Genomic DNA, 22,024 nt, shown 5'->3' with positions numbered 1-22,024 from the left:
TTATTCATGAGGAATTTACTAAAAGTCGCTGGCTTTTTGCCCTACCTTGCGATCGCATTTTTAAACGCAAGTGTCGATCTAGCACACAAAATCACCATCCAAAACGTCCTTTTAAAGACCTACTCAGGCGACACGCTTTTCATCCTAACAGCCGTTATAAACGCGATGATCTTACTTCCATTTATATTTTTATTTTCGCCTTCAAGCTTTATAAATGACAAATTTGCAAAGACAAAGGTTATTAGAATTTGCGCCGTCTTTGGCGTTGTTATCAGCGTTGCGGTGTTTATTAGCTACCTTTTGGGCGCTTTTGGCGTGGCATTTGCACTCACTCTCATACTAGCTGCTCAAAGCGCGATCTACTCGCCTGCAAAATATGGCATCATCAAAGCACTTGTCGGCACTGAGCGACTTGGCACAGCAAACGGCGTCATCCAAGCGCTTACCATCGTAGCGATACTTGTTAGCTCATTTTTATTTTCATTTATATTTGAAAATTTATACATCCAAGGCGAAAACTCAGAAGAAATTTTAAAAAGCGTCTATCCTATCGGCATCTTTTTGGTCGTTTTTAGCGCACTTGAGGCATTTTTTGCCTACAAGCTACCTTATATCAGCGAAACAAACGAACAAAGCGGAGAATTTGAGCTCAAAAAATACATCAGCCTTAGCTACTTAAGAGAGAATTTAAAAGAGGTAAGATCAGATAAAAATATCTGGCTAAGCATCGCTGGACTTAGCATATTTTGGGGCATCTCTCAGATCATCATAGCAGCCTTCCCAGCTCACTACAAGGCAGTTTTTAATGACGACAGCTCTCTAGCAGTGCAGGCGATCCTTGCAGTAAGCGCCATAGGTATCGCATTTGGCTCATACGTGGCTGGCTCTATGTCAAAGCTACACATCGAGCTTGGCATCGTGCCGATGGGCGCTATTGGTATATTTTTCTCGCTATTATTTTTCGCTTTTGGCTCAAATATCGGCGTAGTGAGCCTTAGCTCATTTGCATTTGGCTTTTTTGGAGGCATATTTATAGTGCCGCTAAATGCGATGATCCAGTACTTTGCCCCGCAAAAGAGCACCGGCAAGATAATGGCGGCAAACAACTTCTTGCAAAACGTCTCAATGCTGCTATTTCTAGCCATTGGCATAGGCTTAGTATATTTTGAAATTTCAACCACCGGACTCTTTGTCTTTACAGCGCTTGTTTGCTTAGTCGGCAGTTTTTACGCCATTTTACAGCTTCCACATCTTTTCACAAGGCTACTTTTACTACCATTTTTAAAGACAAAGTACCGCTTTTTCGTTGAGGGACTTCAAAATTTACCGCAAAGTGGCGGCGCGCTACTTCTTGGCAATCACATCAGCTGGATCGACTGGCTCGTGCTTCAAGCCGCAAGCCCAAGGGGCATAAGATTTGTCATGTATAGAACGATCTATAACAAATGGTATCTAAAGCAAATTTTTAAATTTTTTAAAGTGATCCCAATAGGCGCAGGCGCTAGCAAAGAGTCGATCGAGCTAGTTAGAGAGTGCCTAAAAAATGGCGAAGTGGTCGCACTTTTCCCAGAGGGCCACATCAGCTACAACGGCCAGATAAATGAATTTCAAAAAGGCTTTGAGCTTATCATCAGAGATCTGGAAGAAATTTGCATCGTGCCATTTTATCTTCGTGGCCTTTGGGGTTCGAGCTTTTCAAGGGCTAGTAAATTTTACAAAGACCTCACTTCTAAAAATGGCAGACGCGACATCATCGTCGCCTTTGGCAAGCCAATAACCACATTTATAAACGCTGCAAAGATGAAGCAAAAGGTGCTTGAGCTTAGCTTTTCATCGTGGGAGAGCTTCATCTCAAGGCAAAAACCACTAACAAGCGAATGGCTAAATAACGCAAAAGAAAATAAATTTAAAGAGTGCGTGAGCGACAGCACTGGGCTAAATTTAAGCAACTTGAAATTTATAACAGCCGTTTTAGTCTTTATCAAAATTTTCAAACGCGAGCTAAAAGATGAGAAAAATATAGGCATCTTGCTGCCTAGCTCAAGCATCGCAGCGATAGTAAATATGGCGCTTCTTGCCATGGGCAAAGTGAGCGTAAATTTAAACTACACACTAAATGAGACCTCGCTAAATCACGCCCTAAGAAAGGCAGATATAAATACAGTCATCACCTCTAGCAAATTTCTTGAAAAACTAGCACTTAAGGGCTTTGATCTAAAAGATGCGATGAGTGGCAAGGCTAAATTTGCAGAAGATCTCTCAGCTAGCGTCTCAAAAAAAGAGAAATTTTTAGCGCTTTTAACTGCCTTTTTTGCTCCAACTTGGCTCATCAAATTTTGCTATTTTAAGCGTGTAAGCTTAGAAGATACAGCTACCATTTTATTTAGTAGCGGCAGCGAAGGCGAGCCAAAAGGCATCGAGCTAAGCCACAAAAATTTACTTGCAAACATTAAGCAAATAAGCGAACTTCTAAATTTCAAAAAAGATGACGTGATCTTAAACTCACTCCCTGTTTTTCACTCATTTGGACTAACAGTGACCACGCTCATGCCGCTTTGCGAGGGCATAAAAATGGTAAGCGTACCTGACCCAACAGACGGAGCGACTATCGGCAAAATGGCCGCGAGACACAGCGCTAGCATCATCTTTGGCACCTCAACCTTCTTTAGGCTCTACACCAGAAACAAAAAGCTTCATCCGCTGATGTTTCAAAGTGCCAGAATGGTCGTAGCTGGGGCTGAAAAGCTAAAACCTGAGATAAAAGACGAGTTTAGGCTCAAATTTGGCATAGAAATTTATGAAGGATATGGCGCGACCGAAACGGCGCCGGTAGCTGCTGTAAATATGCCAAATATCCTAGAAAAAGAGAGCCTAAAAGAGCTTACATTTAATAGACCTGGCAGCGTTGGCATGCCTCTGCCTGGCACTATCATCAAGATAATCGACCCAGAGACGCTTGAAGAGCTAGAAACTGGCACAGACGGGCTCATCGTCATCGGTGGATCGCAGGTGATGAAGGGCTATCTAAACGACGAAGCCAAAACAAGCGAGGTCATCACGCACATTGACGGCGTAAGATACTATAAAACTGGCGATAAAGGCCACATCGATGAAAACGGCTTTGTGTTTATCGTAGATAGATACTCAAGATTTGCCAAGATAGGCGGCGAGATGATAAGCCTTGGAAGCGTCGAAGAAGAGCTTGCAAAGGTACTTGGGGGCGACGTCGTCTTTAGCAGCGCAAACGTGCCAGATAGCAAAAAAGGCGAAGCGATCGCACTTTTAGTAAAAAGTGGCACAGAGCCTGAGAATATCGAGCAAATTTTAAAAGAGAGCAGCCTAGCTCCTATAATGATGCCAAGCTATATATTCATCGTTGATGATATCCCAACGCTTGCAAGCGGCAAGGTTGATTTTAAGGGCGTTAAAGCTCTAGCGGTCTCACTTTTAGCGGAGTGAGACGCCGCCCTTTTATTTTTGTGATAAAATAGCGCCAAAATATTACCTAGGTCGCAGTTGCGACTGACATTTGCATAAATCTTAAATTTATCTTTTTTGCAAATTCCATTATTGATTTTATTTTTTCTATAAGGAGTTTTGTATGAAATTTTCTAGTGCTTTTAAATTTGGTGCGCTCTGCGTAGTTGCTTGCTTGTTCTCTTTAAATTCTGCCTTGGCAAATTCTTACGAGCAGATCAAAAAAGATGGCGTCATAAGGATAGCAACGGAAGGCGTTTATTCGCCATTTTCATTTCACAATGAAAAAGATGAGCTAATGGGCTATGACGTGGAGATAGCAAGAGCCGTGGCTAAAAAACTAGGCGTAAAACCAAAATTTATCGAAGCTTCATGGGATGCGATGCTTGCGGCATTTGACGCTGGCAAGGCGGACGTGGTGTTTAACCAAGTAAGCATAACAGACGAGCGAAAGAAAAAGTATGACTACAGCGTGCCATATATGGTCTCTTACTCGGCCATCGTCGTGCATAAAGATAATAACGACATCAAAAGCTTTGCCGATCTAAAAGGCAAAAGAAGCGTGCATTCAGTAAATAGCATGTGGATACCAACCGTTGAAAAGTATGGCGCCAAGCTAGTTGTGGCTGATAGTTTGAGCGATCAGATAAATTTGATCATCACAAAAAGAGCTGATGATACGATAGATGATGCGGTGATGTTTTATGACTACATCAAACAACACCCAAACGCCCCTATAAAGATCATCGAAGCTGGCGATGAGCCGATGTATACGGCTGCGATTGTTAAAAAAGGTAACAAAGAGCTACTAAATAAGATAAATATTGCCCTAAATGAGCTTAGCAAAGAAGGAGTTTTAAGCGAAATTTCGCTTAAATATTTCGGCAAAGACATTTCTAAATAAGGAGAATCAATGAATTTTAAGCCCATTTTTGGCTTTATCGCAGGTGCTTTTTTAGCTTTAAATTTAAATGCTTCAACTATCAAAAAAGGCGAACTTATAGTCGCAACTGAAGGCACTTACTCACCTTACTCATTTTATGATGAAAAGGGCGAGCTAGTAGGTTATGACGTAGATATCGCAAAAGCTGTGGCAAAGAAGCTAAATTTAAAGATAGAGTTTCTAACAGCTCCATGGGATGCGATGCTAGCTGCATTTGATGCTGGCAAAGCGGACGTGGTATTTAATCAAGTTAGCATAAACGAAGATAGAAAGAAAAAGTATGATATGAGCGTGCCTTACACCATGCCATATCCAGTAATTGTCGTGCATAAAGACAATAACGACATCAAAAGTTTTGCTGATCTAAAGGGCAAAAAAAGCGTGCACTCTGCAACTAGCAACTGGGCAGCGATAGCTGAGAAAAATGGCGCAACAGTGGTCGTAGCCGATGGCTTTAGCAAAGGCGTGGAGCTTATCATCTCAAAAAGAGCTGATGATACGATAAATGACAATGTCACATTTTTTGACTACATCAAACAACGCCCAAATGCACCACTAAAGATCGCATATACTAGCAATGAGCCGATGCCAACAGCTGCACTTCTTAAAAAAGGTAACACCGAGCTACTAGAAGCGATAAACAAAGCGCTTGATGAACTAAAAGCCGAGGGCAAGATAAGCGAAATTTCGATGAAATATTTTGGAAAAGATATTTCAAAATAAAGGATCAAAATGAAATTTACAAATTTATTAAAAGTAGTAGCTGTGCTTGCGATGGCTCTAAATTTGCAAGCAAAAACTATAAAAGATGGTGTGCTAACAGTAGCAACAGAAGGCACTTACGCGCCTTTTACATTTTATAATGACAAAAATGAGCTAGTAGGATACGACGTAGATATCGCAAGAGCAGTAGCGCAAAAGCTAAATTTAAAAGTTGAGTTTCTAACAGCTCCTTGGGATGCGATGCTAGCAGCATTTGATACTGGCAAGGCAGACGTTGTATTTAACCAAGTAAGCATAACTGATGAGAGAAAGAAAAAATATGCTTTTTCAGTGCCTTATACTGTGACATTTGGTGCTATCATCACTAGAAAAGATAATAACGACATCAAAAGTTTTGCTGATCTAAAAGGTAAAAAAGATGCCGACTCAGCAACTAGCAACTGGGCGAAAGTAGCCGTAAAATACGGTGCTGAGCACGTCGTAACAGATAGTTTTGCTAAAAGTATGGAGCTTCTTATATCAAGGCGTGTAGATGCTGTTGTAAGAGATAACATCGTATTTTACGACTTCATAAAAGAGCGCCCAAATGCACCTGTAAAGATAGCTGCCTCACTTGATGAGAAAGACTACACAGCAGCAGCTGTTAAGAAAGACAACGCCGAGCTTGCGGAGCAAATTTCAAATGCTTTAACTGAACTTTCAAAAGAGGGCAAACTAGAAGCTATCTCTAAAAGCTACTTTGGCAAAGACGTCTCAAAATAAATTTATAAACCAACAAGGCAAAAATGGAAAATTTAGATAGAGTGATCGAGCTTGTTTCAAGCTCGACACTACCGATGATCATCGCGCTTTTAAAAGTGACGATCCCACTTACTTTGCTCTCGTTTTCGCTAGGGCTTGTCATCGCAATTATCACAGCAGTAGCGAGGCTTTCAAATATAAAAATTTTAAAATTTATATTTGCCACCTACGTTTGGATATTTCGTGGCACACCGCTTCTTGTGCAGCTTTTCATCGTATTTTACGGGCTTCCTAGCATCGGTGTCACGCTTGATACTTGGAGTGCGGCCACTATCGCATTTAGCCTAAACGTGGGCGCTTATGCGTCTGAGTCTGTAAGGGCTGCCATACTTTCTGTGCCAAAAGGTCAGTGGGAGGCTGCCACATCACTTGGCATGACGCACTATCAAATTTTAAAGCGCATCATCGCGCCTCAAGCAGTGAGAATCTCGCTACCACCGCTTTCAAACACATTTATAGGCCTTGTTAAAGACACTTCACTAGCAGCTTCTATAACGATGGTAGATATGTTTATGGTCGCTCAAAGGATCGCAGCAAGGACCTTTGAGCCACTCATCCTCTACATCCTAGCAGCACTCATCTATCTAGTGGTTTGCACACTTTTAACCTATCTTCAATCAAGGCTTGAAAAAGCTGTCTCAAGGTATGTCTAATGGCTATAAATTTTAAAAATATAAGCAAATCTTACGGCGATCATTTGGTGCTAGATAACATAAGTACAAGCTTTAAAGAGGGGCAAACGACCGTGATAGTTGGCTCATCTGGTTGTGGCAAATCAACACTTCTTAGATGCATAAATTTACTTGAGATCCCACAAAGTGGCACTTTAGAGGTAGATGATAGGAGTGTAAATTTTAAAGAGAAGCTTAGCTCAAAAGAGCTTTTAGAAATTCGCAAAAAAACAGGCATGGTCTTTCAAAGCTTCAACCTCTTCCCGCACCTAACAGCGCTTCAAAATGTCACCGAAGCTCCGATCTACGTTCAAAAAAAGGATAAAAATGAAGCGATAAAAGAGGCAAAAGAGCTTTTATCTAAAGTAGGACTTAGCCACAAAGAAGATACCTACCCAAACAGGCTCTCAGGCGGACAAGCACAGCGCGTGGCCATCGCTAGAGCGCTAGCTGTAAATCCATACTTTTTGCTACTTGACGAACCTACAAGTGCGCTTGATCCAGAGCTTGAGGCCGAAGTTTTAAAGGTCATCTTATCTCTTGCAAAAGAGAAAAAGTCTATGATCATCGTCACTCATAATATGAATTTTGCTAGAAAGATAGCTGATAGAATTTTGTTTTTAGATAAAGGCGTGATCGCCTTTGATGGCTTAGTTGATGAGTTTTTTAACAGCCAAAATGAGAGGATAAAAAGCTTCATCTCGGCTATGGATATATAAATTTAGCTAGAAGATCTAGCTAAATTAATTACGCAAAGTATGGTTTTATCTGCTCGATCCAAGCTGAAATTCTACCCTCAGTTTTGTCACTTTGGTTATCAGCATCAAGCGCTAGACCTACAAATTTACCGCCTCTTACGGCATCAGAACCATCAAATGTATAGCCATCAGTGCTAACTTCGCCAACTACTTTTGCACCTGCTTTTACGACCTTATCGTAAAGCTTTGCCATGCCGTTACAGTACTCATCAGAGTAGCTCTCGCTATCGCCCATGCCAAAAACAGCGACCGTTTTACCGCTTAAATTTAACGCTTTAAAATCAAACGCGTCCCAGTCATCTTGAAGATCGCCGCTACCCCAAGTCGATGTGCCAAGGATGAGCTTATCAAAGCTATTTAGCTTCGCTGCGTCCACGTCAGAGACGTTTAAAAGCTCGTTTTCAAGTCCCAAACCCTCGCTTATAAGTTTTGCTGCATCTTCGGTATTTCCCATGCTACTTCCAAAAACTATACCTATCATTTTTATCCTTTTTAAAAAATTTTACTAATAATCGTATAAGGCACGAGCTTTATGCACCCTCTTGCAAAACAGTGTCTAACCTCAACGTGCCGCCTAAATTCCTCATTTCTAGGGCAAACGATATAGACCATCTCGCACTCGTGACCAAGCACGCAAACGGCTGCATCGATGTCGTCGTTTAAATTTCTCATATCATCAAAGCTCACTTTTTTAAAGCTTGGCATGACGCTGAGTAAATTTTTGCCACCCTTTTTGACCGAGATGACGCCGCCATTTAGCACGACCTCTTTGTCCTGATGGCGGAGGCGTATTTTATCATAAACAAATTGACAAAACATCTGCGCTGCGTCAATGAAAAACTCAAATTCTCCGCTTCTATAAAGCATCTTTATCATCTTTGCAGCTGCCATCTTTGGCTCTTTTGCTACAAATCTCAACGCCTTAAAATCATTTTTCAAATAAGCATTTATAACGACGTTTGAAGGTATGCAAAAGCTATCAACTGGTTTGAAATTTAAAAATTTATCACGCAGTAAGAAATTTATCCTAGCCTCAAAAATGTCTTTGAAATTTAGAAATTTAGCGTAAGAAAGCGGTATCTTTAGCTCGCTCTCTACGCCAACATTATAAAGTGCGATAAAAATTTTTGCACGCGAAAGCTTGTCAAGCTTTGCAAAAATACTTGGAGTTATTTCGCCAATATCTGATAAAAACCCGAACTTCATCTATTATTCTTTGCATCCAAATTCCTTATCTAGGCCAAAGACCTTACAATACTCGCAAAATACGCAACTAACGCTTCTTTTTGCACAAACGATAGGGATATTTCTCTTTTTCGCTTGAGTTTTAATAGTCTTCATCGTATTGTGGTTTAAAAAGCTAGTTAGCATCACCACGCACTCAGTATCTTGTGGGATCGGCTTGCGATTTACGCGGTTTTCGTTTCTAGCGTCCCAGTGCTCTATCTTCTCAGCTCCCAAATCATGCAAAACAGCCTTAATAGGCGTGATCTCATCTGCTCCGATAACTAAAACTGACATAACAAGCTCCTAAAATTTATTCGTTTTCTGATAACGATTATAAAAAAGCTTAGCTAAAATTATTCTTAGTTATGATATTTATTATCACTTATTTGTAGAAATTTGTAACGTTTTTGGTTGTTTTGGGAGGTTAAATTTAAAAGTTAATTTTCTTTTCTAGCTTTTTAAACTCATCTGCGTAGCCCAAAGCATGGTCCACACACTGAAGCCAAAATTCGCTTCTTCTGGCATCTTTTTTGAAGTGTTTTTGCAAAAGATCTTCAACGCTCATCACCCCACTATCTATCAAAAATGCCTTATATCTTACCAGAAATTTACCGCTATCATTTTCAAATTCGCTTATTAAAAACTGCGATATCAAATAGCCGATCATATAAGGATAGTTGTAGATGTATTGATCTGTTTTGTAAAAATGCAGCTTAAAGTAAGGCAAAATGCTCTCACTATCTTTTGTCGTCTCGCCATAAAATTTATCCCACGCCATTTGCATGAAATTTTCTATCTCTTTAGCGCTCACAACGCCATCTTGTCTAGCTTTTAAAAAGGCACTCTCAAACTCATATCTAACGCCGATATTTAGCATAAAATTTGCCGCTGATTTTAGCTCCTGCCAAAGGATATCAAAGCAAAATTTATCATCACTGCTACTTTTTCTAAGGTGATTTCTAAGTAGGGCTTCATTAAATGTACTAGCACACTCAGCTAGGCTCATAGGTGGCTTTTGATGAAGTGCGCAGATGTCGCGCATGAGCCAGTAGTGCCAAGCGTGGCCCAGCTCGTGAGCCTGCTGTATGACGTGAGATAGAGCACCTGTATAGCTTGAAAAAAGTCGCGGCTGCTTAAATTTACCAAGCCAAACGCAAAATGCCCCAGCCGCTTTATTGTCACGCACCTCGGCCTCTATCCAGCCTTTTTCTAGCATCATCTTTACAAATTCGCAAGCTTCAATACCCAGCTTGCTAAGTGCTGCAAGGATCAAATTTATAGCCTCTTCGTAGGAGAATTTATCCTTGCTAGCAAATGGTGAGGGAGCCAAAAGATCGCAGGCGTAAATTTCGCCATTTGGAAGGTACTTCGCCCTAAGACTCACGCACTCTCTTATCTTCTCTAGCCTCATGCAAACTGCCTCAAACATCGCTTCAAGCGTATCTTTGCTGATCTTATTTTGCTCCAAGCTTGGCGTTAAAAAGTCGGTTTTTGCAGCATTAAATTTACTAAGCCTAAAGCCAGCTAGCATATTTAGTAAGTCTGCATATAAATTTGCATGTTTTTCATAGTGCTCTTTTAGTCCGCAAAAGACATTTTTTCTTAAAATTTGATCTGGCGAGCCTTTTAAAACACCAGCGCATTTTGCGTAGCTATACGCATTTTCTTCGCTAGAGCCATTTACTGTTTTTACTGATATGAGGTTGTTTAGGTGCCTAAATATGCCATAAATCGGCGCAAAGCTGCTAAGTGAAATTTGATCATAAATTTCGCCACTTTTTGCGTCAAGTATACGCTGATAGCTATTTTTATGCTCATCATAAAGTGGCTTTATCTTTTTAAACTCATCACTTTTAAAGAATAAATTTGAGCCCTCAAGCTTGTTTATGGCATTAAAAATAGCTAGCTTTGCTTTTTCTAAATTTACCCCACTCATCAAAAGTGGGATCTCCGCAGCGCTTGCTCGCTCGTCTTTTACGTCATTGCTCGCCTTGCACCTGCAAAACGCCAAAAGCGAATTTAGCTCACCAAAAGCAAGCTCATAAGCATTTATGGCTAAGCTTAAACCTTCTTTTTTGCTGGCTAAATTTATAGCCTCTAAGATAAGAGCTTCTAAATTTTCAAACGCCTCTTTAAATTTAGCACTATCAATGTCGCCATAAGCATCGCTAAAGTCCCAAACAACTCGCTTCATACCATCCTCACAATGAAAGTAAAAATACAAAAATATGATGGCTTACTAGTCCCAAAATAGCAGGCACACTGCAGCGTTTTACAATATCCATTGGGCTGCACTTTAGCATGCCAGCTATGGCGATGACTACGCCTGATACTGGCGAGATCGGACGGGCGATCGTTGAGGCTTGATGCATAGGAAGTACCAGCATGACTGAGCTCACGTTTAGTTTAGATGCGATTTGTGGCACCATCTCTATGAGCGGATAGAAGCTCGCTCCGTTTGAGCCAGAGATGATAGTAACTAGCGTTGTAATAACGACAAAGAGCACCGACATGCCAAAGCCAGCAAGTCCTAGAGTATTTGCGAGTTTTATGATCGCATCTATCATACCAAGAGCCTTAAAACCCTCTGCAAAGACGCCAGCTGCGATGATTAAAACGACAACGCCGCTTAAACTTTTACCCATAGCATTAAAAAAGACCTTTAGCCCATCAGCAATAACGTCAAATTTAAATTTACACCTTATCGCCTCAAATATCATGGCAATGACAACTGAGATGATGATGATAGCTGAAATATCAAGCTTGATAGAAGTGATAGCGTAGCGCGAGAATACAACGACTAATATCATCGGTAAAAATGGCAGTAGTGCATAAATTTTAGGCGCATCTTTTAGCTCGCTCTTTGTCCCCTCAAACTCCATAACATCGCCCACATGCTCACTGCAAACCCAGCCCTCTTTTTTATCCAGATATCTGTTCCAAAAAACTAGAGCGATGCCAATAACCAGCGTCGTTGGCAGACCGGCTGGAATTTTATATGTAAATACATAATCCAGTATATTAAGCTGCGTAGCCTTTGCGGCGGCAGCTGTCGAAGCACCAAGAAGCACCAGCGAAACAGCTCCAGACATAGCACAGATCGAGCCTACTGTTAATTTATTTAGCCCAAGCGAGATGAGCACTGGCCCAAGTAGCGCAAGGCACAAAACGCCCAGCCCAACGGCACTGGTGATAACCATACTGATGAGCTTTGCGACTAAAAATGCGACAAAAACCATAATGTAAGGGTTTTTTATCATCTTAAAGCGCTTTGTAGCGATACCAACGAAGGCGTGGTTTGCTCCAATGTGCGTCATATAGCTTGCAAAACCGACCATAAACATAATGATGAGGCCAAGATTTGAAAGCCTGTTTGAGAACATGTAGCGTATAAATTCTACGATGTTAAAATATTCATTTCCTGTTGGCACAGCCTGCTTTGGCATAAAGTGCCCAGTGCCAAGCATGACCGAGCAGATCAGCATAAAAACGCCAGAGAGAAAGAGAACGAGTGGCGCGTATTTGCCTTTGACGATGGCATATCCCACTACAAAAAGGGTCACTAGACCAATTATAATACCCCCAAAAGCCATTTTATACTCCTTTGAGCGAATTTAACTGGTCAAATTCTAGTGCAGAAAACCTTTTTTTAAACTAAAATAAAAATTTTCATTTAATTTACTTTTGGAGCTCTTTTGCCCTAAATTTAACCGCTGCAACGAGAAAGATGACAAGTCCAGCCGCTGCAAAAAGGCTGCCAACGTTGCCGATATTTTGCTCGCCAAGACGAACTATCGTTTGATGACCTATTAGTGCGCCAGCTCCTATGCCAATGTTATAAATGGCTGAATATATCGCCATCGCAGCGTCCGTGGCATTTGCGGCTAAGCTTAGCACCTTTATCTGAAAGCTCATATTTATCCCAGCTATGCCAAGCCCCCAGATAAAGGCAAGCGCAAGCATCAAGCTCTCATTTGTAGCGATGAAATTTAACGTCAGCAAGCAGACTAAAATGATCGCTATTGAGATAGCTGTAAAGGCAGTTGGTATGAGCTTATAAAATTTAGAGAAAAGCACGCTTGCTACGATGCCAGCGATGCCAAATAAAAGCAAAAATATGGTGATAAATTTACCATCAAAACCGCTTATATCTTTAGCAAACGGCTCGATGTAGCTATAGGTGCTAAAATGCGCGCTGATAACGATAGCAGTTAGCAAAAATATCACCATTAAAAAGCCATTTCTTGCAAGCTCCGGTAGGCTCTTTAATGAGCCTGAGTTTTTGCTAGGCAAAAGTGGCAAAATTTTATATAGCCAAGCGCCAACGCCCACAGCAAAGATCCCTATGAGCCCAAATGTGACACGCCAGCCCAAGCTATCGCCTAAAATCCTACCAAGTGGCAAGCCAAGTATCATCGCCATCGATGTGCCAAGAGCCAGCAGTCCAAGGGCTTGCGAGCTTTTATTAATAGGCGCAACTCTAACAGCAAGCGAAGCTGTGATCGACCAAAATATGGCGTGTGAGATAGCTATTAACACGCGAGCTATGACTAAAACCGTGAAATTCCATGCAACCGCGCAAAGTGCGTGAGAAGCGACAAAAATGATAAAAACCTTTAAAAGTAACGACCTTCGCTCTAAATTTGCAGTTAGCAGCATAAAAGGTAGCGAGAGTATCGTCACACTCCACGCATATATCGTGATGATGAGCCCAGTATCAGCCGTGCTCATGCCAAAATCCTTTGCTATGTCGCTTAAAAGCGGCACCGGCACGAACTCGGTTGTATTAAATATAAAAGCTGCAAAAGCTAGCGCGATAACCCTTAGATAGGCTATTTTATGGATATTTATCAAAATTTCATCCTTTTTACTTTGCCCCTACAATATTAAAATTTGACTTACATCTTAGTTATTTATAAATTTTAATTTTTTAATGATAGAGATTAATGACAAATTTTGGATTATTTCCTTATAATAAAGCCATTTTTAAGATAATTTTAAGGTGGAAATATGTCAAAAATAATGAAAACTATGGACGGAAACGAGGCCGCAGCTTACGCGTCATACGCATTTACCGAAGTAGCTGGAATTTACCCTATCACTCCTAGCTCGCCGATGGCTGACTACACTGACCTTTGGGCAGCACAGGGCAAGAAAAATTTATTTGGTATGCCAGTAAAAGTAGTCGAGATGCAAAGCGAAGGCGGTGCAGCTGGCACGGTGCATGGCTCGCTACAAGTTGGCGCGCTAACTACGACCTACACAGCTTCTCAAGGCCTACTTTTAAAAATTCCAAATATGTATAAGATAGCAGGCCAGCTCCTCCCTGGCGTCATCCACGTCTCAGCTCGCTCGCTCGCGGCACAGGCTCTTTCAATATTTGGCGACCACCAAGACATCTACGCCTGTCGCCAAACTGGCTTTGCGATGTTAGCAAGTGGCTCAGTGCAAGAGGTGATGGACATCGCTGGCGTGGCGCATTTAGCGGCGATCAAGGGCAGAGTGCCATTTTTACACTTCTTTGATGGCTTTAGAACGAGCCATGAAATTCAAAAAGTAGAGGTGATGGACTACGCGCACTTTGATAGACTTCTTGATAGAGAGGCGCTACAGAAATTTAGAGACGAAGCGCTAAGCCCAGAGAGCCCAAAAACAAGAGGCACAGCGCAAAATGATGATATCTACTTTCAAACAAGAGAGCTAAGCAACCGCTTTTATGACGCGGTGCCAGATATCGTGGCAAACTACCTAGCTGAAATTTCAAAGATCACTGGCAGAGACTACAAGCCGTTTAACTACTACGGCGACCCTGAGGCTACGCGCGTCATCGTAGCTATGGGCTCAGTGACGCAGACCCTTGAAGAGGTCGTTGATTATCTAAACGCAAAAGGCGAAAAGGTGGGCATCATCAAGGTGCATTTGTACCGCCCATTTAGCACAAAGTATCTCTTTGACGTGATGCCAAAGTGCGTGAAAAAAATAGCCGTTCTTGACCGCACAAAAGAGCCTGGCAGCCTTGGTGAGCCGCTATATCTTGATATAAAAGCTGCATTTTATGGCCAAAAGGACGCCCCAGTCATAGTTGGCGGCAGATACGGCCTAAGCTCAAAGGACGTCGATCCTGCGCAAATGCTAGCTGTATTTGAAAATTTAAGCCAAAGCGAGCCAAAAGATGGCTTTACGGTGGGTATCGTTGATGACGTGACCTTTACGTCGCTGCCAACTGGAGAGAAAATTTCACTAAGCGACGAGAGCGTTAAAGAGTGCTTATTTTACGGCCTTGGCGCTGACGGCACCGTGGGCGCAAACAAAAACTCGATCAAGATCATCGGCGATAAGACTGATCTTTACGCGCAGGCATATTTTGCCTACGATAGTAAAAAATCAGGCGGCTACACACGCTCGCACCTTCGCTTTGGCAAAAAGCCAATCCGCTCGACCTATCTCGTCTCAAACCCGCACTTTGTGGCTTGCTCGGTCGCTGCATATCTTGAAATTTATGATGTCATTGACGGCATCAGAGAAAACGGCACGTTTTTGCTAAACTCTATCTGGGACGCAGAGCAGACCATAGCGAAGCTGCCAAATAAAGTTAAGAAAATTTTAGCTAGCAAAAATATAAATTTCTACATCATAAACGCAACCAAACTAGCGCACGACATCGGCCTTAAAAACCGCACAAATACCATAATGCAGTCGGCATTTTTCAAGCTTGCTGACATCATACCATTTGAAGATGCGCAAAAATATATGAAAGAGTACGCGCACAAAGCCTACGCTAAAAAGGGCGAGGCGATCGTGCAGATGAACTACAGCGCTATCGACGTTGGCGCAAATGGCCTTATAAAAGTGCCAGTCGATCCTGCGTGGGCAAATTTAGCAGATAATGAGCAAAAAGAGGAAAAATACATCGGCAACAACTTCATCGAAAACGTCGTAAAACCGATAAATGCAGCTCGCGGTGACAGCCTGCCAGTCTCAGCCTTCATAGGCTACGAGGACGGCCACTTTGAAGCTGGCACGACGGCTTACGAGAAGCGCGGCGTTGGCGTCATGGTGCCAAAATGGGTCGAGCAAAACTGCATCCAGTGCAACCAGTGCGCATTTGTCTGCCCACACGCTGTAATCAGGCCATTTTTGATAGACGAAAACGAGCTTAACGCAGCTCCACAAAGCGTGCAAGATCACGTCCTAGAGGCCAAAGGCAAAGAGGTCAAGGGGCTAAAATATAAAATCCAAGTAAGCCCACTAGACTGCACCGGCTGCGAGCTATGCGCGCAAAACTGCCCGAGCAAGGAAAAATCGCTCGTCATGGTGCCGCTTGAAGAAGAGCTAGGCAAAAACGAGCAAGAAAATGCTGATTATCTATTTAAAAAGGTCGCTTACAAAGACGATCTCATGAACAAAGAGAGCGTTAAGGGCGTTGGCTTTGCTAAGCCACTCTTTGAATTCCACGGCGCTTGCCCTGGGTGCGGCGAAACTCCGTATATCACGCTCATTACAAGGCTCTTTGGCGAGCGCATGATCGTGGCAAACGCAACTGGTTGTAGCTCGATATATGGCGGCTCTGCCCCATCTACTCCGTACACTACAAATGACGAAGGTAAGGGCGTTGCGTGGGCAAATTCGCTATTTGAAGATAACGCCGAGTTTGGCATGGGTATGAACGTAGCGATAGAGACCATGCGCCACCGCATCGAAGACATAATGAGAAACAACATAGATAGCGTTCCAAACGCACTTTCAGCGCTTTACAACGACTGGATAAATTTCAAAAATGATGGCGTTAAAACGCAAGAGATCACGAAAAATTTATTGCCTATTTTAGAGCAAAATTTAAGCGCGCCAGGCGTTAAAGAAATTTTAGAGCTTAAGAAATTTCTCGTCAAAAAGTCGCAGTGGATCATCGGCGGCGACGGCTGGGCGTATGACATCGGCTTTGGCGGACTTGACCACGTGCTAGCAAGCGGCGAGAACGTAAACGTGCTAGTGCTTGACACCGAGGTCTACTCAAACACTGGCGGCCAAAGCTCAAAATCAAGCCGCGCAGGCTCGATAGCGCAGTTTACGGCTAGCGGCAAACCAGCTCAAAAGAAAGACCTTGGCTACATCGCGATGACTTATGGAAACATATTTGTAGCGCAGATCAACTCAAACGCAAGCCAAGCAAACGTGATAAAAGCGATCGCGGCGGCCGAAGCATATGACGGCCCAAGCCTCATCATCGCCTACTCTCCGTGCATCGCTCACGGCATCAAAGGCGGCTTGTCGCAGTCAGGCGGTCAAGGCGAGCTCGCGACCAAGTGCGGATACTGGCCGACATATCTATACGATCCGCGCCTTTTAAAAGAGGGGCAAAATCCACTTAAAATCACCTCAAAAGAGCCAGACTGGTCGCTTTATGAAGAGTTTTTGCTAAACGAAGTTCGCTACAACTCGCTTAAAAAGACCAACCCTGAGCACGCAGACGAGCTACTGGCTAAAAACAAAGCCGACGCGCAAAGACGCTACCGCCAGCTAAAACGCCTTAGCCTAGCAGACTTTAGCGACGAGGTCGAAACTAGCGTGGAGACTACTCAAAGCGCTGAGTAAATTTAAATTTCTCTTGCCAAATTTAAGCGGCAAGAGAAAATTTCACTAAATTTAGCCGTTTTTTTGCGGCTAAATTTTCAAATTTAAAAGGTGAAAAATGAGCCAAACGCACCCTTTTAAGCCCATTTTTGATAAAAACTCTAAAATTTTGATCCTAGGCTCGTTTCCGTCGGTCGTTTCTCGTAAATTTGGCTTTTATTATACAAATCCACAAAACCGCTTTTGGCGGGTTTTGGCTGCGATTTTAAACGCTGCCGTGCCAGAAAGTACGGATGAAAAGATAAATTTTCTACTTTCTCATCACATCGCAATATATGACGCTGCGATCTCGTGTGAGATAAAGGGCTCAAGCGACGCAAAAATGAGCAAGATCGTGCCTGTAAATTTAAAGCCGATATTTAAAGAGGCAAATATCACGCAAGTTTATGCAAACGGCGGCAAGGCTTATGAAATTTGCAAAAAATACTTGGATGATGAAATTTTAAAAGCAACAAAAAATGAAGTGATAAAACTACCATCAACCAGTCCTGCAAATGCTAAATTTAACCTTGAAAAGCTCAAATGCGAATGGAAAGTAGTAGCCAAAGCAGTAATAGAAAGTTAAATTTAGTTAATTTGCTTGTCTATTATTGCAAATGCTAAAATATAAAACAAAGCCTCACTTTCTGGCCAATTTCATAAACTCCAATTTTTTCTCTTGAAAAAATTCACATATTTAATAGTGCTTAAGACAAGATATTTATGAAGTCTAAATCTATAATCATAAATTTTCCATCACACTACTTATATTTTTAGGATATAGCCCCCCCTACCCAACCTCTAGCTTGACCTCTTTGCTATCTAGTCCAACTCTTTGCTTTACTTCGTTAAATTTTTGGATAAATCTGTTTTTATTCTCACTATCTATCAAATTTATCCCACTTTTTATAGATGATGCTCTTTGTATATTGCTATCTATTGCATAAATTTTACATGGCTCTATATATGATCTATCTTTGCCATCTATGCTTTGGTAGCATACTACACTTAGCTTATCATCTTCATATATATCTATATCCCCGCTATTTAAATTTGAGCTTATATAGTACGTTCCTTTAGGCATATGCTCTACTTTCTCATCTTTGCCCTCTTTACCAAAAATATCATCAGACAAGCTTGTATCAAAGCACATAGTAGCATCAGTATGCCCAAACTCATATATACAAAGCTTGCCATTAGAGTATTTTAAATAGATAGGTGCTTTTATATCTACCCTAATATGTGTCTTTCCAAATTTAGTCTTAAATGCAGGTAATCTTAGATAGGCAAAAAACATTATGATATGGTTGCCATGATTTAGTCTTTTTAGTAGCTCTTTATCTTTTATATCATCTTTTGGACTAAAAGTGATCTTTTTACCTTTAAATTTCTCTTCACTTAAATTTATTGTCCCTATTGGCTTATCTACCATAACCTCACTATTATATTTATCCTCTCTTATCACCTTATAGGCCCAGTTTATCTCTTTGTAGTCATCATCTCCCTTGTTTGGTAGATAAACAGCTTCTAAATTTAAAGTATCCTTTATGCTTAGATTTGTAGCACTAGTATTTTCTGAAGTATTTAGTCTGATCTCAGTTATATTTTTTTGATAAGCGACTGTAGATACTTTGATATCAAACTCAGCACCTCCATCTTTTTTATCTTTACTAGCTAAAGTGACAACAGCAGTATCTTCTTTGGCATGTATCTCGGCAGTGTCATACCTTTTACTAAGATCAAGTGTAGCTATGATAAATTTTGAAGTCTTTTTAAAGCCTGTAGAGTTTTTATCTAAATTTATATTTATTCTAAATTTAGCCGTATATGAGTTTTTAGAGCTACTATTGCTATCTGCATCTTTATCATCGTTTTTCTTTAGGTAGTAAGAGGGATAGACCCTTTTATCTTCACCATTATGAAGATACACCTCTTTTATATCGCGGCTTTTACCTTCTTCATCCTCTATGATCAGATCACTCACTACTAGGTTGAAATTTCCTTCATTTTTTGTAGAGATACTATCAGTAGCGTCTGGTAGCCTTAGCTTTATATCAAACATGCTTGAAGCCTTGTCGCTTCTTATGCTATAGCTGTTTTCTTTAGCAAAATTTAAGAGGTTAAAGTTCATTTTTTCAAAGAAGTTAAGAGTTATTACATTGCCACTATTAAAGGCATAACTCTCATCTTGTGATATGAAAATGTCGTTAGCATTTTTGTAGATGGTTGTTTCACCATTTGTAGAAGGCTTTATAAAGCTTATCTCTTCATCTCTTGAGTTTTTATTAGGCTCTCTTACATCTTGCTTATAGTTCATAAGCACTATCTCACTCTCATTACTATTTCCGTCTGGGTTTAAATTTGAGCAATCAAGCGATGTATTATCTGCTAAGACGATAGTAAAGGTTGTGTTTTTTGGTTGGATAGGCATTACAGGAAGGGCTGAAGCCGTTGGATATATAAGCAAGATATCTCTTTTGGCTTCAGGTTTAAACTCGCCATTTTCTGCTCTTATCTTTAAAAGCTTATTTATCCTTGAGATATTATGACTATTATCATCTTTTGTGGTGATCACATAGATATCTTCTAGCTTAAAGGTCTTTGAGGTGACATTTTTTAAAAGAGCATTTATCTTATCTGCAAAAAATTGCAAGATAGTGTTGTATTTTCTGTAGTGTTCGTTAAAGTTTATAGCATTCTTTGGTGTTGATAAGTATCCTGGGATGGTTCTATTGCCTTTAAATTCCTTAGTAGTCTCATAAGCTATAGCGTTTTGTAGATAGGTTATAGATGGCTCATCTTTATCTTTTATCTTTGCAACATTTAAAAGAGAGAATAGATCCAAACACTCTTCAAAGGATATTGCGTTTATGCTTATGTTTGCCAACTCATTTCTTTTAACCCTTCCGTTATTGTCCGCATCTTCATAGAGTCCAAATTCGTTAGACTCTATAAATCTTCGTTTAGCTATACCTATCTCATTATCTGCATTACTCTTATATCTTATCTCATACCAAGCTCCAAAGCGGTTTTTAGCTCTTAAGTGAGCTTTTAGGCCATTTCCTACAAGGCTTGGATTATTATATGTCATGCTCATTAGAGCTATATATTCGCTGCTACCTTTAGTTTTATCATCTATCTTTTTCTCTTGCGGACTTATAGTGGTATAAGCTAGTTTTTTATTTAGACCATCTCTAAAATTTTCAATCACCTCTGGCAATATATCGCCAATTTGTTCATCATCTAACTTAAATTCGCCAAATTTAGCACTTTTTCCATCTTCTATTTTTATGCCATCAAGATACTCTGATACCTTAGATCTTAGATTTTCATTAGTTTTTACTTTTACTCCATTAATGGTATTAAGTAGTCCAGCAAATTCTTCTTCATTCATTTTAGGATCAGAATATTTTTTATCACAAACTTCTTTTAGTATCTCTTTTAAGGTAACATTAAAACCGCAACCTATAGTAGCTATTTTATTAGTATCATAATATAGTTCATATATAAAATCTTCAGCCTTTTTTAATGCATCTCTTAGTTTATTTTTAAAATCACTAGCATTTCTCTCATTGATTGGCATTAAAACTCCTTAAACTGATCAAGATACTCTCTTATAAGCTTAGTATCATTTCTATCTTTAAATCTGCTTTGGATAGGCATTCTGCATATAAGATTATTAGCATATTCTCCTGTAAAAACCCTAAAGAAAAATTTATCAGCAACTATAAGAATAGGCCAATCAGAAGAGTTGCTTGAGAGAAAATGTTCTCCGAATTTCTCTTTTGATTTTTCCCAGCCTAAATTTGAAGCATATAGTATTCTTACCATTCCGTCTGAAAGTATATTTGCGTCATAGCTTTTATCAGTACTATATATTGCATTACTAAAACTATCTGCATCATTCTTTATTGCTTTTTTATAGACCTCTGTTGAAAAGTTATCATCCTTTTCATAGTCTAAGCCTCTCTTTTTAAACTCCTCCTTGGTCTCTTCTACCTCTTTAAATTTAAGTCCTGACTCTGGTTTTTGACCAGCCCTTATATAATCCCCATGTAAAAAATCCTCGAACTGCATGCTAGTACCTCTACAATATGGCTTATATGTTTTACTTCTTAGATCGTATATATCTTTTTCTTCTCCACCTATACCTACGCACATGATATAACTTCCAACTGGAGCTCCATCAAGTTGTGTGTAGTAATAGTTCTTAGTGGTATTTAATTCCCTCTCTGCAATGTCTTTACCAAGAGCATTAATTAGAAATTTCTCATAAAACTCTTTATCTTCTCCATAAGGTGGGTTATCTTTATTTACAGGCTTTGGGGAGTCCATCCAGAATTTTTGAGTAAAGTAGTTATAGCATAGATCATTTGTGCTATTTTTATCATTTATTGAAAAACCTGTTCTCCAATCGTAGCTTGACACTATAGATTGTATTCTATAAACATATCTACTAAAGACACAGCTATTAAATTCTTTTTCATCTTTTTTTGTGTTGCAATACCTATCTCTATACTTAACCCACTCAATCTGACTTTGTTTTAGCTTTTTTAAATATGGCTTTATCTCCTCTTTAGCCTCTTCATTCATATAAGCAAGGTCATATTTACCCATCATTAGATCATAAGCTTTTTGCATATCTCTATCTACTCTTGATATATCTTCATCAGAACATACTAGTTTTTCTACTCTTGTTTTAGCTTTAGAGCAATCAAAGCTAGGCTGGATTTTTTCACTTGAGTAGAGGTTTGATGTGATTAGTAGTGTAGATATAACAATAAGTTTTAAACTTTTCATTAGAGTTCCTTTTT

At 40.3% G+C, this 22,024-nt stretch carries 16 protein-coding genes; 8 read left to right on the top strand and 8 right to left on the bottom strand.

The annotated features are described in order from the left end of the window. Positions 1–6: 6 nt before the first annotated feature. From F3G91_RS09090 to F3G91_RS09065, 6 genes are all read left to right on the top strand, one after another. Positions 7–3,459 carry an acyl-[ACP]--phospholipid O-acyltransferase gene (locus F3G91_RS09090; protein WP_149701371.1) on the top strand — a complete coding sequence of 1,151 codons (3,453 nt, stop codon included), beginning with the start codon at positions 7–9 and terminating at the stop codon, positions 3,457–3,459. Between the two features lie 142 nt (positions 3,460–3,601). Continuing rightward, positions 3,602–4,381: an amino acid ABC transporter substrate-binding protein gene (locus tag F3G91_RS09085; protein ID WP_149701370.1), complete on the top strand. Its 780-nt coding sequence runs from the start codon at positions 3,602–3,604 to the stop codon at positions 4,379–4,381. Between the two features lie 9 nt (positions 4,382–4,390). Further along, positions 4,391–5,143: an amino acid ABC transporter substrate-binding protein gene (locus F3G91_RS09080; RefSeq protein ID WP_021093337.1), complete on the top strand. Its 753-nt coding sequence runs from the start codon at positions 4,391–4,393 to the stop codon at positions 5,141–5,143. A 9-nt stretch (positions 5,144–5,152) separates the two neighbouring features. Continuing rightward, on the top strand, positions 5,153–5,905 hold the full coding sequence (locus F3G91_RS09075) for an amino acid ABC transporter substrate-binding protein (protein ID WP_149701369.1): 753 nt from the start codon (positions 5,153–5,155) through the stop codon (positions 5,903–5,905). 23 nt (positions 5,906–5,928) lie between these two features. After that, positions 5,929–6,597 carry an amino acid ABC transporter permease gene (locus tag F3G91_RS09070; protein ID WP_021089366.1) on the top strand — a complete coding sequence of 223 codons (669 nt, stop codon included), beginning with the start codon at positions 5,929–5,931 and terminating at the stop codon, positions 6,595–6,597. Further along, on the top strand, positions 6,597–7,334 hold the full coding sequence (locus F3G91_RS09065) for an amino acid ABC transporter ATP-binding protein (protein ID WP_103573841.1): 738 nt from the start codon (positions 6,597–6,599) through the stop codon (positions 7,332–7,334). The genes F3G91_RS09070 and F3G91_RS09065 overlap by 1 nt, the downstream gene beginning before the upstream one ends. A gap of 28 nt (positions 7,335–7,362) precedes the next feature. On the opposite strand, the gene fldA is transcribed toward F3G91_RS09065, so the two are convergent. The 6 genes from fldA to F3G91_RS09035 all read right to left on the bottom strand — a co-directional run bounded on the left by fldA (position 7,363) and on the right by F3G91_RS09035 (position 13,454). Next, positions 7,363–7,854 (bottom strand): flavodoxin FldA, encoded by a 492-nt coding sequence (gene fldA, locus F3G91_RS09060; protein ID WP_149701368.1) that lies wholly within the window; start codon positions 7,852–7,854, stop codon positions 7,363–7,365. Between the two features lie 11 nt (positions 7,855–7,865). Then, positions 7,866–8,579, bottom strand: a complete 714-nt coding sequence (locus tag F3G91_RS09055; protein ID WP_103611538.1) for a UDP-N-acetylmuramate--alanine ligase — start codon at positions 8,577–8,579, stop codon at positions 7,866–7,868. A 3-nt stretch (positions 8,580–8,582) separates the two neighbouring features. Beyond that, the gene (locus F3G91_RS09050; RefSeq protein ID WP_002939277.1) at positions 8,583–8,894 is read right to left on the bottom strand and encodes a DUF2325 domain-containing protein; all 312 of its coding nucleotides are present in this window, start codon (positions 8,892–8,894) and stop codon (positions 8,583–8,585) included. Positions 8,895–9,030: 136 nt separating this feature from the next. Further along, positions 9,031–10,794, bottom strand: a complete 1,764-nt coding sequence (locus tag F3G91_RS09045; RefSeq protein WP_149701367.1) for a M3 family metallopeptidase — start codon at positions 10,792–10,794, stop codon at positions 9,031–9,033. A gap of 7 nt (positions 10,795–10,801) precedes the next feature. Beyond that, complete coding sequence (gene dcuC / locus F3G91_RS09040; protein ID WP_149701366.1) at positions 10,802–12,193, bottom strand: C4-dicarboxylate transporter DcuC; 1,392 nt, start codon at positions 12,191–12,193, stop codon at positions 10,802–10,804. A gap of 85 nt (positions 12,194–12,278) precedes the next feature. Next, a complete protein-coding gene (locus F3G91_RS09035) occupies positions 12,279–13,454 on the bottom strand; it encodes a sugar transporter (RefSeq protein WP_149701365.1) in 1,176 nt (391 codons plus the stop codon). Between the two features lie 156 nt (positions 13,455–13,610). On the opposite strand from F3G91_RS09035, the gene nifJ reads away from it, so the two are divergent. After that, positions 13,611–17,192 carry a pyruvate:ferredoxin (flavodoxin) oxidoreductase gene (gene nifJ, locus F3G91_RS09030; protein ID WP_149701364.1) on the top strand — a complete coding sequence of 1,194 codons (3,582 nt, stop codon included), beginning with the start codon at positions 13,611–13,613 and terminating at the stop codon, positions 17,190–17,192. Between the two features lie 97 nt (positions 17,193–17,289). Further along, a complete protein-coding gene (locus F3G91_RS09025) occupies positions 17,290–17,796 on the top strand; it encodes a DNA-deoxyinosine glycosylase (RefSeq protein WP_149701363.1) in 507 nt (168 codons plus the stop codon). A gap of 204 nt (positions 17,797–18,000) precedes the next feature. Here F3G91_RS09025 and F3G91_RS09020 read toward each other — a convergent pair whose 3' ends face one another. Together F3G91_RS09020 and F3G91_RS09015 are read right to left on the bottom strand one after the other, a co-directional pair. Next, the gene (locus F3G91_RS09020; protein ID WP_149701362.1) at positions 18,001–20,793 is read right to left on the bottom strand and encodes a hypothetical protein; all 2,793 of its coding nucleotides are present in this window, start codon (positions 20,791–20,793) and stop codon (positions 18,001–18,003) included. Then, positions 20,793–22,010, bottom strand: a complete 1,218-nt coding sequence (locus F3G91_RS09015; RefSeq protein ID WP_149701361.1) for a lysozyme inhibitor LprI family protein — start codon at positions 22,008–22,010, stop codon at positions 20,793–20,795. The genes F3G91_RS09020 and F3G91_RS09015 overlap by 1 nt, the downstream gene beginning before the upstream one ends. Positions 22,011–22,024 lie beyond the last annotated feature (14 nt).

The sequence above is a fragment of the Campylobacter concisus genome, assembly GCF_902460715.1.
In the GTDB taxonomy this organism is placed as follows: domain Bacteria; phylum Campylobacterota; class Campylobacteria; order Campylobacterales; family Campylobacteraceae; genus Campylobacter_A; species Campylobacter_A concisus_AK.
The sequence above is the reverse complement of the archived record's forward strand: the minus strand, read 5'-3'. Positions and strand labels throughout refer to the sequence as shown.

Coding starts and splice junctions, on each gene's coding strand:
- F3G91_RS09085 (WP_149701370.1), top strand. CDS start 3,602: ATGAAATTTTCTAGTGCTTTTAAATTTGGTGCGCTCTGCGTAGTTGCT.
- F3G91_RS09045 (WP_149701367.1), bottom strand. CDS start 10,794: ATGAAGCGAGTTGTTTGGGACTTTAGCGATGCTTATGGCGACATTGAT.
- F3G91_RS09015 (WP_149701361.1), bottom strand. CDS start 22,010: ATGAAAAGTTTAAAACTTATTGTTATATCTACACTACTAATCACATCA.
- F3G91_RS09090 (WP_149701371.1), top strand. CDS start 7: ATGAGGAATTTACTAAAAGTCGCTGGCTTTTTGCCCTACCTTGCGATC.
- F3G91_RS09065 (WP_103573841.1), top strand. CDS start 6,597: ATGGCTATAAATTTTAAAAATATAAGCAAATCTTACGGCGATCATTTG.
- F3G91_RS09070 (WP_021089366.1), top strand. CDS start 5,929: ATGGAAAATTTAGATAGAGTGATCGAGCTTGTTTCAAGCTCGACACTA.
- F3G91_RS09075 (WP_149701369.1), top strand. CDS start 5,153: ATGAAATTTACAAATTTATTAAAAGTAGTAGCTGTGCTTGCGATGGCT.
- F3G91_RS09055 (WP_103611538.1), bottom strand. CDS start 8,579: ATGAAGTTCGGGTTTTTATCAGATATTGGCGAAATAACTCCAAGTATT.
- F3G91_RS09020 (WP_149701362.1), bottom strand. CDS start 20,793: ATGCCAATCAATGAGAGAAATGCTAGTGATTTTAAAAATAAACTAAGA.
- fldA (WP_149701368.1), bottom strand. CDS start 7,854: ATGATAGGTATAGTTTTTGGAAGTAGCATGGGAAATACCGAAGATGCA.
- F3G91_RS09050 (WP_002939277.1), bottom strand. CDS start 8,894: ATGTCAGTTTTAGTTATCGGAGCAGATGAGATCACGCCTATTAAGGCT.
- F3G91_RS09025 (WP_149701363.1), top strand. CDS start 17,290: ATGAGCCAAACGCACCCTTTTAAGCCCATTTTTGATAAAAACTCTAAA.
- F3G91_RS09080 (WP_021093337.1), top strand. CDS start 4,391: ATGAATTTTAAGCCCATTTTTGGCTTTATCGCAGGTGCTTTTTTAGCT.
- nifJ (WP_149701364.1), top strand. CDS start 13,611: ATGTCAAAAATAATGAAAACTATGGACGGAAACGAGGCCGCAGCTTAC.
- dcuC (WP_149701366.1), bottom strand. CDS start 12,193: ATGGCTTTTGGGGGTATTATAATTGGTCTAGTGACCCTTTTTGTAGTG.